This is a genomic window from Pontibacter sp. GD13, assembly GCF_058216355.1.
In genome coordinates, this window is sequence record NZ_JBYZMQ010000010.1 from 72,421 (window position 1) to 88,916 (window position 16,496).

The window sequence follows — 16,496 nt, forward strand, 5'->3', positions numbered from 1 at the left end:
AAGTATAACGTGCAGTGAAACCAAAAAATCTCCTTATCATGAAAAAAATCCTGCTTTCAGTGGTACTTTGTTTGTTGATTACCATGACGACAAAAGCCCAAACTAAAATGGCCTGCTGCGCCAAACCCGCAACTGACGCCTCCCAGTCCACAACGTCCACGGCCAGATTCGCCGCGCTAAGCCAGGACGAGGCCTTTAAGGAAAAACACGAGAACCCGCTACCCTTTCGACTGCACGGGCAAACCGGCGAAATGGTGACGTATAAAACCCCTGACGGTAAAACGGCCAGCGCTTACGAGATAAAGGCCAAAAAGAAAACGGATCATTATGTTTTCGTGATCCATGAGTGGTGGGGACTGAACGACTACATCAAGAAAGAAGCCCAGCGGCTGGCGCAGGAACTCGGTAACGTAAATGTGCTTGCCCTTGATTTATACGATGGCAAAGTGGCCACTACCCAGGAACAGGCCGGCCAATACATGCAGGGCGTTTCGGAGGAAAGAGCGAAAGCCATAATTAACGGCGCATTGGCGCGCGCTGGCAAAGATGCCGACATTGCCACTATTGGCTGGTGCTTTGGCGGCGGGTGGTCCCTGCAAACCGCTATGCTGGCCGGCGACAGAGCAGAGGCAGTCGTTATGTACTATGGCATGCCCGAGGAAAATGTAGATCGCCTGAAAAAGCTGGACGCACCGGTGTTGGGAATATTCGCCAGCCAGGATAAATGGATCACCCCAAAAGTAGTGGAAACGTTTGAGCAGAACATGAAAAAAGCCGGTGAGAAGCTAACAGTAAAAATGTATGATGCCGACCATGCCTTCGCTAACCCAAGCAACCCCAAGTATAAAGCCGAATTTGCCGAGGAAGCACACAAATTAGCCGTAGAGTTTATCAAAAAACACTTGCACTAACTCAGGGCCAGGATTAACAGAACAAGAGCCAGTTTGGTTATAAGACCTCACAGCAGGTGCAACCTTAACCCCTATCGGCGAAAGGAGCGGCCACTGTGAGGTCTTACAAATTATTCCCCATCGCGGTACCCGTTGGCTCCTGATCCTAAACAACTTGCATTTCTAGCTAATTCTTCTTAACTCCTTGCCTTAAAGTGAACCAAACTGGCGAATTACTTAAATGGAAAGTATGAACAGGATATTACAGAGAACTACCTCGCTGGCCTGCCTGCTGCTGGCATTGGCACTGGCCTCGCCGGCAGGTATGGCGCAAAAGCAGCGCTCGCGTGGCAAGCAAAAGGAAGCCGCCGCCCCCTACGATGCCAAACTTTATAACGGACTTACCTGGCGCTCTATCGGTCCGTACCGTGGTGGCCGCTCAGCCTCGGTTACCGGCGTGCCGGGCAAGCCAAACCTATACTACATGGGCGCGACAGGCGGCGGGGTATGGCGTACCACCGACGGCGGGGCAACCTGGGAAAACATTTCTGATGGCTTTTTCGGGGGCTCCATCGGCGCTGTGGCCGTTAGCGAGGCAGACCCGAATGTGATTTATGTAGGCCAGGGAGAGAGCACCGTGCGCGGCAATGTATCCTCGGGCCACGGCATCTGGAAGTCTGTGGATGCCGGTAAAACCTGGACACACATCGGCCTTGAAGACTCCAGGCATATAGGCCGTATCCGCATTCACCCCCACAACCCCGATGTCGTGTATGTGGCTGCCATGGGAAATTTATACAAACCGAACGAGGAGCGTGGTGTTTTTAAAAGTGTTGATGGCGGGAAGAACTGGAAAAAGGTGCTCTACGTCAGCAAGGATGCCGGGGCCGTAGATCTGGTCATCGATCCTGTAAACCCCAGACACCTGTACGCCACAACCTGGAACATCCGCCGCACCCCGCACAGCCTGCTGTCCGGGGGCCCGGGCTCCGGCATCTGGAAAAGCACCGACAGCGGTGAGAACTGGAAGGACCTGTCGCAGAACGAGGGCCTGCCTAAAGGCACCCTGGGCATTATTGGCGTCGCCGTATCGCCGGTGAAGCACGAACGGGTGTATGCCCTGATAGAGGCGGAAGAAGGCGGCCTTTTCCGCTCCGACGACAGTGGCGCCACCTGGAAGAAAGTGAATGATGACCGCGACCTGCGCCAGCGCGCCTGGTATTATACCCGCATCTATGCCGATCCGAAGGACGAGGACATGGTTTACGTGATGAATGTGTCGTACCACACGAGCAAGGACGCCGGCAAGACCTTTACCGCAGACAACGCCCCGCACGGGGACCACCATGACCTCTGGATTGCCCCGGAAAACACGTCGCGTATGATCATTGCGGACGACGGAGGCGCGCAGGTGACCTCGGATGGCGGCATGAACTGGAGCACCTACTACAACCAACCCACCGGCCAGTTTTACCGCGTAACCACCGACAACCATTTCCCTTACCGCATTTATGGGGCGCAGCAGGATAACTCCACCGTGCGCATCGCACACCGCTCCGCCAGCTATGCCATTACCGACAACGACTGGGAGGAGACCGCCGGCGCTGAAAGTGCACACCTCGCCGTAGACCCGCTTAACCCTGAGATTGTATATGGCGGCAACTACGGGGGCTTCCTGTCCAGGGTGAACCACAGCAACGGCCAGGAACGCATTATTAATGTGTGGCCCGATAACCCGATGGGTCACGGTGCGGCAGCCATGAAGTACAGGTTCCAGTGGAACTTCCCGATCCTGTTCTCGCCCAACGACCCCAACAAGCTTTACACGGCCTCCAACCACCTGCACGTTACCACAAACGAAGGGCAGTCGTGGGAGACCATTAGCCCGGACCTGACACGAAACGACTCGGCCCGGCTTGTTCCATCGGGTGGCCCCATCACCAAAGACAATACCAGCGTAGAGTACTACGGCACTATTTTCGCCATTAACGAATCGGCACTGGAGCCTGGCGTGATCTGGACAGGCTCGGATGATGGCCTGGTGCATGTTACCCGCGATGGTGGCAAGAACTGGACAAACGTAACGCCCAAAAACATGCCTGAGTGGATCATGGTTAACTCCATCGACCCCCACCCAACCCTGAAAGGCGGCGCCTACCTAGCGGCCACCATGTATAAGTCCGGCGACTTCAGGCCCTACCTGTACAAGACCACTGACTACGGCAAAACCTGGACAAAGATCACCAATGGCATTCCGGACGAGCACTTCACCCGTGTGCTGCGGGCCGATCCGAAGCGCCCTGGCTTGCTGTATGCAGGCACAGAGGATGGTATGTACATCTCCTTTAACGACGGGCAGAGCTGGCAGCCCTTTCAGCTGAACCTGCCAATTGTGCCCATCACCGATCTGACCATTAAAAACGACAACCTGATCGCCGCCACACAAGGCCGCAGCTTTTGGCTGATAGACGACCTGACGCCGCTACACCAGCTGAACAAGGAAGTAGCCAGCAGCAAATTCCACCTCTACACCCCCCAGGACAGCTATAAACTGGACGGTGGCAGCAGGGGCGATTCGAAAACCGCCGGCCAAAACCACCCGGGCGGCGTGATGGTGTATTATTACCTGTCCGACAAGCTGGACACGACCACGGTGTTGAAACTCGAGATCATGGACCAGAACGGCAAGCTGATCCGTAGCTATACCAGCAATGCCAAAGAGAAGAAAGAGAAGCTGGAGACTAAGGAAGGCCTGAATCGCTTTGTATGGGATATGCGTTACTCGGAAGCCAGTAAATTCGACGGCCTCATTCTGTGGGGAGGCGGCACACAGGGGCCTAAAGCCGTGCCCGGGAAGTATACCGCTAAGCTGACCCTGAACAAAGAAAGCCAGCAAACGGACTTCAGGATACTGCAGGACCCGCGCACCAAAACCAGTCAGGCGGATTTAGAGGCACAGTTCACGTTTCTGATGGACGTGCGCAACAAGCTGGACGAGACGCACGAGGCGATCAAAGACATCCGCACTATGCGCGGCCAGCTGAAGACATTAACCGGGAATCTGAAAAGCCAGGGTGAGTACAAAGAACTGATCGAGCAGGCCAACGGCATCGAGCAGAAGATCACCAAGATCGAGGAAGCGCTCTACCAGACAAAAAACCGCAGTGGGCAGGATCCGCTCAATTTTCCGATTCGTTTGAACAATAAGCTGGCCAACCTGGTAGGCCAGGTGAGTACCGGCGACTATCGTCCAACGGAACAAGCCTACGCCTTTAAGAAAGAGATCACAGAGCAGATTGATGCACAGCTAAACGCGCTCAAAAAAGTGAAAGAGCAGGAAGTGCCTGCCCTCAACAAGCAGATCCAACAAAAAGGCGTTGACTTTATCAGCGTGCAAAAGAAAGGGGATAAAAAAACTGAGACCACGCCAACATCTTCAGTAGAGTAAAAATTTAAAGTATAGCAAAAGGCACCTGTTACGGATGTAGCAGGTGCCTTTTGCTGTTTATACCCTTTACCGCTTTGCCTGACGTGCCAGAAACATGCATACGCCTTGCGCCATGCTAGCGTTTGCGCAAGGCATCCATTAACTGGTAAAAAAGCAGGAGCATTTGGTTCACAGGGCGATGGGGTTATTCTGTGGCGAGCTGCACCTTTAGCTTCGCCTCTTTCTTTACATCACTTTTTGACTGAGCCGGATAAGGTCTTACCTCTGTCAGGGTAATGAGGTAGGCAACCCCGCCCACAGACGTGGTGATGGCATGCTCGCTGCGAAACGGATCAGGTCGGCAGTCGCCGAGGCACAGCTGCAACTCCTGGGCTGTTTCCTGTGCGTTGGAGGCCAGCAATGTAACCGTGGCATTGCCAGCCCAAACGCATGTAACGTCTTTCGGGCAGCGCGAGTCGGTAAGGGCGGTAAACTTTAAGGTCAGGGGCTCGCCCTCTCCCACCACTTTCACCTGCTCGTGCTGCCCCAGCAGAAAGGTCTGCCCAAACGGCACCACTTTATCAGACAGTTGTGCGGCTGTGTCAGCGCATTGCCAAAACATCAGCGCGAGCGCAAGGGGGTATATGTAGTTTAGCATGGGTCCAGGTTTACAGGTGGCATTTCTTATTAGAGTCCACAACAGGGCATTTGGTTGCAAGTCAGCACAAAAAAACGTGCAATTTTGTGTTAAAACGTTAATTTGGCAGCTTCTGGTATGTTAAATTGGAAATATGGCTGCATTATCAGAAATTGGGTGATGTAAACAGCACTTATAGAGTTCGATTACTTCTAAATACTGATCATAACCTCAAAAGAACACGATGAAAAAAGGACTGGGTTTACTACTCCCCCTACTTCTCCTTGCCCACCTTTTACAGGCGCAAACCATAAAAGTACTGGATAAAACCACCTTTACCCCTCTGGCCGGGGTGCAGGTCTCGTTCGGAGATAGCACCGGCACCACGCAAACAGACGCTTCGGGTAAGGTGGTGCTTCCGGCCACCCTACAGCAGGCTGCACCGCTGCGTTTCAGTTTTGTCGGTTATCAGACCCGCACCCTGACAGCGGCGCAGCTGCGCGAGCAGCAGTATGAGGTCTTGCTGGCCCAGCAGAGCCATAACCTGAACGAGGTGGTGGTATCGGTAGGCCCATTCGCCGAGCAGCAACAGCTGGTGCCCCAGCAGGTGGAGGTGCTTACCCGCAGGGAGCTGCATTTTATGAGCCAGCCCACCACTGCCGAGGTGCTGCAGCAAACCGGCCAGGTGCTGGTGCAAAAAAGCCAGTTGGGTGGGGGCAGCCCGATCCTGCGCGGCTTTGAGGCCAACAAGGTGCTGCTGGTGGTGGATGGCGTGCGCCTGAACAACGCCATTTACCGGGGTGGCCATTTGCAGAACATCATCACACTGGATAACAGCATGCTGGAGCGTATGGAGGTGGTGTTTGGCCCGGCCTCCGTCATCTATGGCTCCGATGCGCTGGGGGGCGTGCTGCATTTCCACACGCTGCAGCCCACGCTCGCTGCCGGCGACACCGGCCAGCAGGTAAGCGGCAGTGCCTTTGCCCGTTACGGCTCGGCTATGAATGAGAAAACCCTGCACGCCCAGTTTAACTATGGGCGCCGGAGGTGGGGCAGCCTGACAAGCATCACCGCCTCCGACTTCGGCAACCTGCGCCAGGGCGATAACCGTCCGAGTGAATACGGTGACCTGGGCCTGCGCAACTTTTACGCCGCCAGCATAGCGGGCAGGGATACCATGCTGGTAAATCCTGACCCCAACGTGCAGCGCCCCACAGGCTATACCCAGTATGATGTGCTGCAAAAGGTATTGTTCAAACCAAACGATTACAGCAGCCATACTTTAAACCTGCAGCTGAGCACCAGTACCGACGTGCCCCGCTACGACCGGCTGACAGAGTTCTCGGGGGATAAGCTGAAGTATGCTGCCTGGTACTATGGTCCGCAGAAACGCTTGCTGGCCGCCTATACTTTTGCAAACAACCGCAGCACAGCCCTCTACGACGAGAGCCGCCTGACTACCGCTTACCAATGGCTTGAGGAAAGCAGGCACAACCGCCGCTTCGGTAAAAGCACCTTATCCAACCAAACAGAGAAGGTGCAAGTGTTTAGCCTGAACGCGGACCTAAGCAAAAACCTGAACCTGCACCGCCTGCAGTACGGCATGGAGACAACCTATAACCGTGTCAACTCAGAGGCAAACACGCTCAACATCGTAACCGGGGCGAGTCAGCCACGCAGCACCCGCTACCCCGATGGCGGCGCCAGCATGCACAGCGCCGCAGCGTATTTTACCCATACCTGGGATGTGAAACCCTGGCTGATCCTGAGCCAGGGCCTGCGCTATACATATACCGGCTTGGATGCCCGGTTCCACGACAAGAGTTTCTTCCCTTTTCTGGAGGATAGGCTGGAGCAGCGCAACCAGGCCCTTTCGGGCAATGCAGGCGCAGTGCTTTTGCCCGGCAACGGCTGGCGGCTGAGCGTATTGGGTTCTACGGGCTTCCGGGTTCCGAACGTAGATGACCTAAGCAAAGTGTTCGACTCCTCGCCGGGCAACGTGATTGTGCCCAACCCGAACCTGCGCCCGGAGCATACTTATAACCTGGAGGCCAGCGTATCGAAAAGTATACAGCAGCGCCTGCACCTGGAACTGGTAGGCTACCGCACCTGGTACCGCGATGCTATTACAACGCAGCCTTTTTTGCTGAATAGTCAGGATTCTGTGCTGTATGAAGGGCAGCGCAGCCAGGTTACGGCCAATGTGAATGCGGGAAAAGCATATGTTTACGGTTACAGCGCCAGCCTGAAAGCAGATGTTACCAATGCCTTGAGCCTGCGTTCATCGCTAAACTACACGTATGGCCAAATTCAGGAAGCTGAAGGTGACATACCCCTGGATCATGTGCCTCCGCTGTTTGGGCGCACCAGCATTCACCTGCAGGTAAAGCGCCTCCGCGCGGAGTTCTTTGCCCTGTACAACGGCGCAAAAAAACTGGAAGACTATAATCCGAACGGGGAGGATAACCTGCAATACGCCACACCGCAGGGAATGCCCGCGTGGTATACTTTGAACCTGCGCACGGCTTACCAACTCATGCCGCACCTGCAAGTACAGGCCGCCCTTGAAAACATCACAGACAGGTATTACCGCGTTTTCGCGTCCGGCATCAGTGCACCGGGCAGAAACCTGGTGCTGACGGTTCGGGGTAACTTCTAGGGAGCGCTTTTCAGGGCATCGCCCGGTTGGGCGGCTTGCTTCTCCGGGTTAAGGGGCGGGTTCCTTTGCCAGGGCCAGCCAGCGGCCTCGGGCCTTGGCATTACCCAGTGCTTAGCGCCCCAGGTGTAAGGGATGGCTGCCAGATTAACATGAGGGTCTACGAGCGGGTGTGCAGGATACCCGTTCAGGCTTAGGCTGGAATGCGCGTAAACTTCCGGGTGCCGGATGCCCTGCCGTTCGTATTCCTGCTTAATGAACTGCGCAAACTGCCAGATCATATCCGGGTGGTCGCTTAACTCCCCCTGCTGATCTTCGGTTAAATACTTTCCGGGCCAGGCGTAGAAGATCTCGTGCGTAGCCGGGTTTATCACCCTGTAGTTTACCCGCCCCGACTTGGTGCGCAGCATCATGCGCCACGCGAAGCGGTGCCCTTCCTCGGTCCAGTTCACATCGCCGGGTATAAAAAAGTGCCGTAGCGGAAACACCAACTGGTAAAACAGGTAAATGCAAAAGAAGGCAGCCGCCAAGCGGCGCTGCAGCACCGGTAGTTTTAATTCGGCATTTGCCACTGTCTCTTTCGTAACGCGCACCCTGAAAAACCAGCGGGCAATCTCGTCTGGCCGGAAAAAGAGCACATTGGCCGCTATCATAAAATACGGGAATACCCCCACATGGAACACGGCGGAGTTGAACACATGAAACACAAAAGCTACCCAGAAAGCCACCAGGCGTGTGCGGGGCCACAGCAGTAAAAAGCCAATCGAAAAATCAAACAGCACGCCCCCCCACACGATCATCCAAATGGTGAAATCGGTGTTCAGGTAGGGTCCAATCACATAAAAGTGGGTTTTATTCGCCATCCAGATGCTCACCGACCTGGCTGCCAGCCAGTCGGGCTGCAGCTTGGCAACACCGGCATAAAAGTAAACCAGCAGTATCTGCACCCGAAACAGCCAAAGTGTCCACTGCGGGGCTACGTCCCGCTCCAGTTCCGGCTGACGGCGCACATCCCACGACAATTTCCGGTGCGCCGGCAGCAGCACCATCAGTCCGCTGATCAGAAAGATGAGGTAATGGTGGTTGAGATAATGGGTTTTCTCGCAGAAGAAACTGTAACCAAAGGCCAGGAAAAACAGGAAGGAAGTAAGCTTGTAGCGCCACCCAACCATGATAAAAAAACCGAGCAGGGCCATCAGCAGGTACAGGAAGATCATACCCTGCCCCGGTAAAGGCCTGATCCACTCCAGGCCAATGTAGCCGAAAGTATAGGTAGGTTCAATGTAATGCTCCTGCACCCAACCAATCAACACGGCCCCAATGCCCTCGCAAAACATCAGTAACCCGAACAGGATCCGGAAATAGATAAGCGGGTAAATGGAAATGGGTTTGAAAAGCTGTTTCATGCTGCCAGGTGCCGCTTAGGGCTAAGTTTCAAAATATATTGTTCTGAACGTATACTTTGAGCCTGGACAAATGTTCCTTAATGCGCACACAAAGCTGTGGGATAGCCCCCACTCCGTTTTTTCACAGCCCTTTGCAGCTCTTACAAAATCGCTTTTCTGGCTTCTGCGAGCGCTGCCTGCGCCCATTCCAGGTGCATTTTACCGGAGTAGTGCAGGCCATCGGAGGCTACGTAGGTGTTATCACCCTGCGCTTTCCTGGTAAGCGGCGTAATGTTGATGAAGGCAATGCCAGCCTTTTCGGCCTCATCTTTGGCCACGGCATTAAAGGCCTCTATCTCTGCCGATATTTGCTCCGGATGGCGGCTTTGCCCAAAAGGCGTCGCGCCCCAATCCGGGATAGACAGCACGATCACATTATCTGCATCGCCTTTGGCCAGGCGAACAGAAGTCTGGAGGAGATTGCGGAACTCGGTGCGGTAGTTGTTTATACTCTGCCCCCGGTATTGGTTGTTCACGCCGATCAGCAGCGAAACCAGGTCAAAATCCGACTTAGGGTTGGCATCCTCAATAGCTTTGGCCAGGTCAGAGGTAGTCCAGCCGGTCCGGGCAATGGTTACCGGGTCGGCCACATCCAGGCCATCTGCGCGCAGCAGCCCTGCCAGCTGCACGCCCCAGCGGTCGGCCTCCGGCACGCTTTCGCCAATGGTGTAGGAGTCGCCCAGGGCCAGGTAACTGTACGCATGGCCAGTGTTGCCCTGCTGGTCAGCACCCGGTGCCGGCGCGTCTTTTTTACAGGCGGTCAGGGCGAGCAGGGCCATGGCAAGTAAGTAGATCAGATAGTGTTGCATAGGTTCGTTTTCAGGTATATACTAAAGGCCAACCCAAATGGATTGCCTATGTGCCTGAACAGGAATCGGGCCAGAACGTTGGTGTTGCATGCCCTTGTAGGGTTAAAGCAGGCAAACAGGAGCCAAAACGCCTTACACTTTCCTGTTCGCTTCCAAAATCACCCATAAATCCTTAGCTTTAGAAACTTAACCTAAACAACCCTGAACCACAAAGCTTAGACATGCATAAACGTATACTTTCCGTTGCACTGCTGGTAGCCCTGAGCGGCTGCGCTGTGCAGGCGCAGAAATCAGGCAGACAACCGGCCTACACCCCCGCCAAAGAAAGGCTGCAGGGCTTCAAGCACAGGCAGCAACTGGAGCAAAACTCACCGGTGGGCAACCTGGCCTTCCGCAACACGGGTCCCACGGTTATGAGCGGCCGCATCACTGACATCGAGGTATCCCCCAAAGACCCGAAGATCTTTTACGCCGCCTTTGCCTCCGGTGGCCTCTGGAAGACAACCAACAACGGCTTGTCGTTTGAGCCGCTCTTCGATGAGCAGGCCGTGATGACGATCGGCGACATCGCCATTGACTGGGACAACAACGAGACCATATGGGTGGGTACCGGCGAGAGCAACTCCAGCCGCTCCTCCTACTCCGGCGTGGGCGTGTACAAAAGCACCGACGGCGGGAAAACCTGGCAGCACCTGGGTCTGAACGATACCCACCACATTGGCAAGATTACCGTGCACCCCTCCGACCCGAACACGGCCTGGGTGGCGGCAGTCGGCCACCTGTACTCCCCGAACCAGGAGCGTGGGGTGTTTAAAACCACCGATGGCGGAAAAACCTGGAAAAAGACGCTTTACATTGATGACAACACCGGGGCCATCGACCTGCAGGTAGACCCTAAGAACCCAAACAACGTGTACGCCGCCATGTGGCACCGCGAGCGCCGCGCCTGGAACTTTGTGGAAGGCGGCAAAACCTCCGGCATTTATAAATCGACGGACGGCGGTAATACATGGAGCGATATCAGCACTGCCGCCAACGGCTTCCCGGACTCGGACGGCGTGGGCCGCATAGGCCTGAGCCTGTACCCCGGCAACCCGAACGTGATCTATGCCTTGGTCGACAACCAGGAACGCAGGGCCGAGGAAAAGAAAGAGCCGAAGCCGGACATGCTCGACAATGACATCTTCAAGGGCATGTCGGCGGAGGATTTTCTGAAGCTGGACGATAAAACATTGAATGAGTTCCTGGACGACAACCGCTTCCCGAAAGAATACACGGCCAAAAGTATAAAGGAGATGGTACGCCAGGGAACTATTAAACCTGAAGCCATTACCGATTACCTGGAAGACCCTTTTGCCGAAGAGGAAGGCGCCGCCGCGCCGGTGCGGGGCGCAGAAGTGTACCGCACCAACGATGGCGGCAAAACCTGGGCGAAGACCCACGACAGCTACATCGACGACATGTACTCCAGCTACGGCTACTACTTCGGGGTGATACGCGTATCGCCTCTCAACCCCGATAAGATCTACATCCTGGGCGTGCCTATCCTGGCATCAGACGATGGGGGAAAGACTTTCCGCAGCATAGAAGGAGACAATGTGCACTCCGACCACCAGGCCCTGTGGGTAAGCGCTGATAAGCCTGGCTACCTGATAAACGGAAACGATGGTGGCATCAACATTACCTATGACGATGGCAAGCACTGGACGAAGGTGAACTCTATTCCGGTAGGGCAGTTCTACGCCGTGGCCGTAGACATGGCCAAGCCTTACAATGTGTACGGCGGCCTGCAGGACAACGGCACCTGGTTTGGCCCCAACAACTACAAACCAAGCAGCGCCTGGGTGGCGGAAGGCAAATACCCTTACCAGCGCCTGGGCGGTGGCGATGGCATGCAGGTGCAGGTAGACTGGCGCGACAACAACACCGTGTACCTGGGCTCGCAGTATGGCGTGTACTTCAGGTTGAACAAAGAGACAGGAGAGCGTACCTCCATCCGGCCTAACCACAAATTGGGCGAGCGCCCCTTGCGCTTTAACTGGGAGGCCCCTATTCACCTGAGCCGCCACAACCAGGATGTGCTGTACTTTGGGTCCAACAAATTCCACCGCTCCCTGCAACGGGGCGAGAACATGGAAACCCTCTCCGGCGACCTTACGCAGGGCGGCCGCAAAGGCGACGTGGGTTACGGCACCCTGACCAGCATAGACGAGTCGCCGGTGCGCTTCGGCTACCTGTACGCGGGCTCTGACGATGGGCTGATCCATACTTCGAAGGACGGTGGATATAGCTGGACCAAAATATCAGACAAGCTGCCCCAGAACCTGTGGGTATCTACGGTGGTGGCATCGGCCCATAAACTGGACCGAGTGTATACTTCGCTGAACGGGTACCGCTGGGATAATTTCACGCCTTATTTATACGTGTCGGAAGACAACGGTAAAAAGTGGGAACGCATCGGGCTGAACCTGCCACAGGAGGCGATCAATGTGGTAAAGGAAGACCCCAAAAACGAGAACCTGCTGTATGTGGGCACAGACCACGGTCTGTACATTTCACTGGACAGAGGTAAAACCTTTACCGCCATGAGCAAGGGCATGCCTGCCGTGTCGGTGCACGATGTGGTGGTGCATCCGCGTGAGAACGAACTGGTGGTGGGCACCCACGGCCGGTCCATTTACATTGCCAATGCCGAGCACCTGCAGCAGCTTACCCCGTTGCTGATGCAGCAGCAGCTGCACATCTTCGCTTTGAAGCAGGTAAACTATAACCCTCGCTGGGGCCAGAAATGGTATGCCTGGGGAGATACCATGGTGGCAGAGTTAAGTATCCCTTTTTATACTGCTGCGGCAGGCACCACCACCATCCGCATTAAAACGGAAAAAGGCCTGGTGGTGCGGGAACTGCAAGATCAAAGCGAGCGAGGCTTGAACTATGTGACGTATAACCTTTCAGTAGCCGAGGCCAATGCCAAAGCTTACGAGGCAGCGCTTAACGGCGCGAAGAAAGAAGGTGCAGAACCTGTTAAGCTGGAGCCGGCCGAGAACAAGTTGATCTACCTGCAGCCGGGCAAGTATACCGTGGAGGTTGAGACTGCCGGCGGCACCAGGAAAACGCAGGAGTTCACCATCAAAGCGCCTGAAAAAAGAACCAGGGGCTAGCCTCTTACCATAATTTCCCGCATAAAAAGAGGCGGCCTGTAGGGTTGCCTCTTTTTGTTTTAAGCACCAGGGCACCTGTTAAACCGATTTCGGCTTCATGCAAACACCCGCTTCCTTTACTGAAGTCACTAAATCAGAAAAGGCAAGAAATTCTGTCGCATTCATCAGAGTAAGCAGGGAGCAAATCAGACAAAACAGAAAGTACGTACGGGTTACGTGACAGATTGGCATGTAAAAGCCCCGAACTCCCCCTTGGCACAAGGGTTGATATAATAGAGGAAAACAGAAAATAAGTATAGGAACTATATAATAAAACTATAGAATGGGAAAAATAATTGGTATTGACTTAGGTACAACCAACTCTTGCGTTGCCGTAATGGAAGGTAACGAGCCAGTTGTTATACCTAACAGCGAAGGCCGCAGAACTACTCCATCCATTGTTGCATTTCTGGATGGCGGAAACGGCGAGCGTAAAGTAGGTGACCCGGCAAAGCGCCAGGCAATCACAAACCCTCAGAACACCATTGCCTCTATCAAGCGCTTCATGGGCCACAGCTACAATGAGGTGAGTGAAGAAGCCAAGCAGGTTTCTTACAAGGTACAGCAGGGCAGTAACAACACTGTTCGTGTTCAGATCGGCGACAGAGAGTATACACCACAGGAAATTTCAGCGATGGTGCTTCAGAAAATGAAGGCTACTGCCGAAGATTACCTGGGTACAACTGTAACGGAAGCGGTAATTACCGTGCCAGCTTACTTCAACGATGCGCAGCGCCAGGCAACGAAAGAAGCCGGACAGATTGCAGGTCTTGAAGTAAAGCGTATCATCAACGAGCCTACGGCGGCAGCGCTTGCCTACGGATTGGATAAGAAACACAAAGATCAGAAGATCGCAGTGTTTGACTTAGGTGGTGGTACTTTCGATATTTCTATACTTGAGCTGGGTGACGGCGTGTTCGAAGTGCTTTCCACAAACGGTGATACCCACCTTGGTGGTGACGACTTTGACCAGGTGATCATTAACTGGCTGGCCGAGGAGTTTAAGAAGGACGAGGGCATTGACCTGCGCAAAGACCCGATGGCTTTGCAGCGTTTGAAAGAAGCTGCCGAAAAAGCGAAGATCGAGCTTTCTTCCTCTACCGAAACAGAGATCAACCTGCCCTACATTATGCCGGTTGATGGTGTGCCGAAACACCTTGTTCGAAAATTATCGCGCTCTAAGTTTGAGCAGTTGGCCGACGACCTGATCCGTCGTTCGATGGAGCCTTGCAAAAAAGCGCTGAAAGACGCTGGCTTGTCTACTTCTGATATCGACGAAGTGATACTGGTAGGAGGTTCTACCCGTATCCCTAAGGTACAGGAAGAAGTGGAGAAATTCTTTGGCAAGAAGCCTTCTAAGGGTGTTAACCCGGATGAGGTAGTTGCTGTTGGTGCGGCCATACAAGGTGGCGTGTTAACCGGTGAGGTAAAGGATGTACTGCTGCTGGACGTAACCCCGCTTTCTTTGGGTATCGAGACAATGGGCGGTGTAATGACCAAGCTGATTGAGTCAAACACCACCATCCCGACAAAAAAATCCGAGACGTTCTCGACTGCTTCGGATAACCAGCCGTCTGTTGAGATCCATGTGCTGCAGGGTGAGCGCCCAATGGCCAAGGATAACCGCACGATCGGTAGGTTCCACCTGGATGGTATTCCACCGGCACCACGAGGCGTCCCGCAGGTAGAAGTAATATTCGACATCGACGCCAACGGTATCCTGCATGTAACAGCCAAGGATAAAGCGACAGGCAAAGAGCAGAAGATCCGAATTGAGGCTTCTTCCGGCCTTAGCGAACAGGAAATTGAGAAGATGCGCCAGGAGGCAGAGGCCAACGCAGAAGCTGATAAGAAAACGAAGGAAGAGATCGAGAAGCTGAACGCAGCCGACTCCATGATCTTCCAGACAGAGAAGCAGCTGAAAGAGTATGGCGACAAGCTTTCGGAGGGCAACAAGTCCAGCATCGAGGCAGCCTTAGGTGAGCTGAAAACGGCTCATGGCGCGAAAGACGCAGCCGGAATCGACAAGGCGATCGAGAACCTGAACAACGCGTGGAGTGCAGCCTCGCAGGAGATGTATAACGCAACGCAGGGCGGAGCCCCAGGCGGCGAAGGCCAGCCGCAAGGACAGCCAGGCGCTGAGCAGGGCGCAGCCAACGATGGCGGCGTAACCGATGTAGATTACGAAGAAGTAGACGGAAGCAAGTAATTCCGTAGATATATACTACCAAAAATCCCCTGCCGGTTTCGGCAGGGGATTTTTGGTTTCAATAGTTTCTTGCTTTCATTGCAGTACAAGCTGACGCTAACTATACCCTATCAAGCTGACCCGAGCTCCCCATACCCTCTTTTCCGCCATTACTCCTGACAGGTAGTGCGTTCACCGGGGTTTTTCCTATGCCTCGCAGGGTACTCTATACTAAAATCACTGATAAACATCATTAATAATATTCCTATAATATGATATTTTAATTTTTTATGCGCAAAAAGGGTAAAAAAATCAGCAATTAGTCATACAAATCCCACTGCTTACGTAATCATAGTAAATCCTTTATACACTTGGTACATGAAACTATATGACTGCAGGTAAGAACTGGGAGTGGGAGATAAATACGAAGACAAGCTATTGGGGCGTACCATTAGCAGTGCTTTGGTCGTACAGGCACATGCTGGCCAGCTTTGTCAGGCGTGACTTTTTGGTGAATTACCAGCAAACGGTGCTGGGGCCCGCCTGGATGCTTTTACAGCCGATCCTCACCTTGTTTACCTATGTGCTGATCTTTGGAAGGCTGGTTGGCTTATCCACTGGTTCCCTTCCGCCGGTGCTCTTTTATTTCTCGGGCATCATCCTGTGGAATTTTTTCACCGATTCTTTTGGGGGCACAGCCAGTACGTTTCGCGATAATGCACACCTTTTCAGTAAAGTATACTTCCCCCGCCTGCTGGTGCCAATCTCAGTCATGTGTACCCAGTTCATTCGGCTGTTTATCCAGCTGTTCCTGTTAGCGGCCATGGTTGCGTACTATGTGGTGTTCCAGAACTTCACGCTGGCACTCAATACCTGGTTCTTGGCTTTCCCGGTGGCACTGGTTGCTGTTGGGGGCATGGGCTTGGGTCTAGGACTTCTGTTCTCAGTACTCACGGCAAAATACCGTGACATATCCGGTTTCGTCAACCTGGGTATTCGGCTGCTGATGTTCGGTACACCCGTCATCTATCCGGTTACGTCGCTGCCCGTGGACCTGCGCTGGATCGTACAGTTAAACCCCCTGACACCTTTGTTTGAGCTATTCCGGCTGAGTCTGCTCGGCGAGGGAGTCGTGAGTTTCTATTCACTGGTTTACGCTTTGTTGTTTACCACAATTCTTTTTACTGGAGCCTTTTTCCTGTTTAACAAAAAAGGAGACAGCCTGATTGATATCGTATAACCCA

9 protein-coding genes are annotated in these 16,496 nt (G+C 53.9%); 6 read left to right on the forward strand and 3 right to left on the reverse strand.

Annotated elements, in window-relative coordinates:
• Positions 1–38 precede the first annotated feature (38 nt).
• Both AC4BAN_RS13770 and AC4BAN_RS13775 read left to right on the forward strand, forming a co-directional pair.
• Positions 39–911 (forward strand): dienelactone hydrolase family protein, encoded by an 873-nt coding sequence (locus AC4BAN_RS13770; RefSeq protein WP_490564985.1) that lies wholly within the window; start codon positions 39–41, stop codon positions 909–911.
• A gap of 229 nt (positions 912–1,140) precedes the next feature.
• Positions 1,141–4,338, forward strand: a complete 3,198-nt coding sequence (locus tag AC4BAN_RS13775) for a VPS10 domain-containing protein (protein WP_490564986.1) — start codon at positions 1,141–1,143, stop codon at positions 4,336–4,338.
• 184 nt (positions 4,339–4,522) lie between these two features.
• On the opposite strand, the gene AC4BAN_RS13780 is transcribed toward AC4BAN_RS13775, so the two are convergent.
• Positions 4,523–4,975: a hypothetical protein gene (locus AC4BAN_RS13780; RefSeq protein WP_490564987.1), complete on the reverse strand. Its 453-nt coding sequence runs from the start codon at positions 4,973–4,975 to the stop codon at positions 4,523–4,525.
• A gap of 223 nt (positions 4,976–5,198) precedes the next feature.
• Between AC4BAN_RS13780 and AC4BAN_RS13785 the strand changes: the two genes are divergently transcribed.
• Complete coding sequence (locus AC4BAN_RS13785) at positions 5,199–7,613, forward strand: TonB-dependent receptor (protein WP_490564988.1); 2,415 nt, start codon at positions 5,199–5,201, stop codon at positions 7,611–7,613.
• Here the strand turns inward: AC4BAN_RS13785 and AC4BAN_RS13790 are convergent.
• Positions 7,610–9,016, reverse strand: a complete 1,407-nt coding sequence (locus tag AC4BAN_RS13790) for an HTTM domain-containing protein (protein WP_490564989.1) — start codon at positions 9,014–9,016, stop codon at positions 7,610–7,612. The genes AC4BAN_RS13785 and AC4BAN_RS13790 overlap by 4 nt on opposite strands.
• Positions 9,017–9,156: 140 nt before the next feature.
• Positions 9,157–9,864, reverse strand: coding sequence for an SGNH/GDSL hydrolase family protein (locus tag AC4BAN_RS13795; protein WP_490564990.1), 708 nt, complete (start codon positions 9,862–9,864; stop codon positions 9,157–9,159).
• 221 nt (positions 9,865–10,085) lie between these two features.
• On the opposite strand from AC4BAN_RS13795, the gene AC4BAN_RS13800 reads away from it, so the two are divergent.
• From AC4BAN_RS13800 to AC4BAN_RS13810, 3 genes are all read left to right on the forward strand, one after another.
• On the forward strand, positions 10,086–13,025 hold the full coding sequence (locus AC4BAN_RS13800) for a WD40/YVTN/BNR-like repeat-containing protein (protein ID WP_490564991.1): 2,940 nt from the start codon (positions 10,086–10,088) through the stop codon (positions 13,023–13,025).
• A gap of 322 nt (positions 13,026–13,347) precedes the next feature.
• Positions 13,348–15,273, forward strand: coding sequence for a molecular chaperone DnaK (dnaK, locus tag AC4BAN_RS13805; RefSeq protein WP_490564992.1), 1,926 nt, complete (start codon positions 13,348–13,350; stop codon positions 15,271–15,273).
• A gap of 367 nt (positions 15,274–15,640) precedes the next feature.
• A complete protein-coding gene (locus AC4BAN_RS13810; protein ID WP_490564993.1) occupies positions 15,641–16,492 on the forward strand; it encodes an ABC transporter permease in 852 nt (283 codons plus the stop codon).
• The last annotated feature ends 4 nt before the right edge of the window (positions 16,493–16,496 follow it).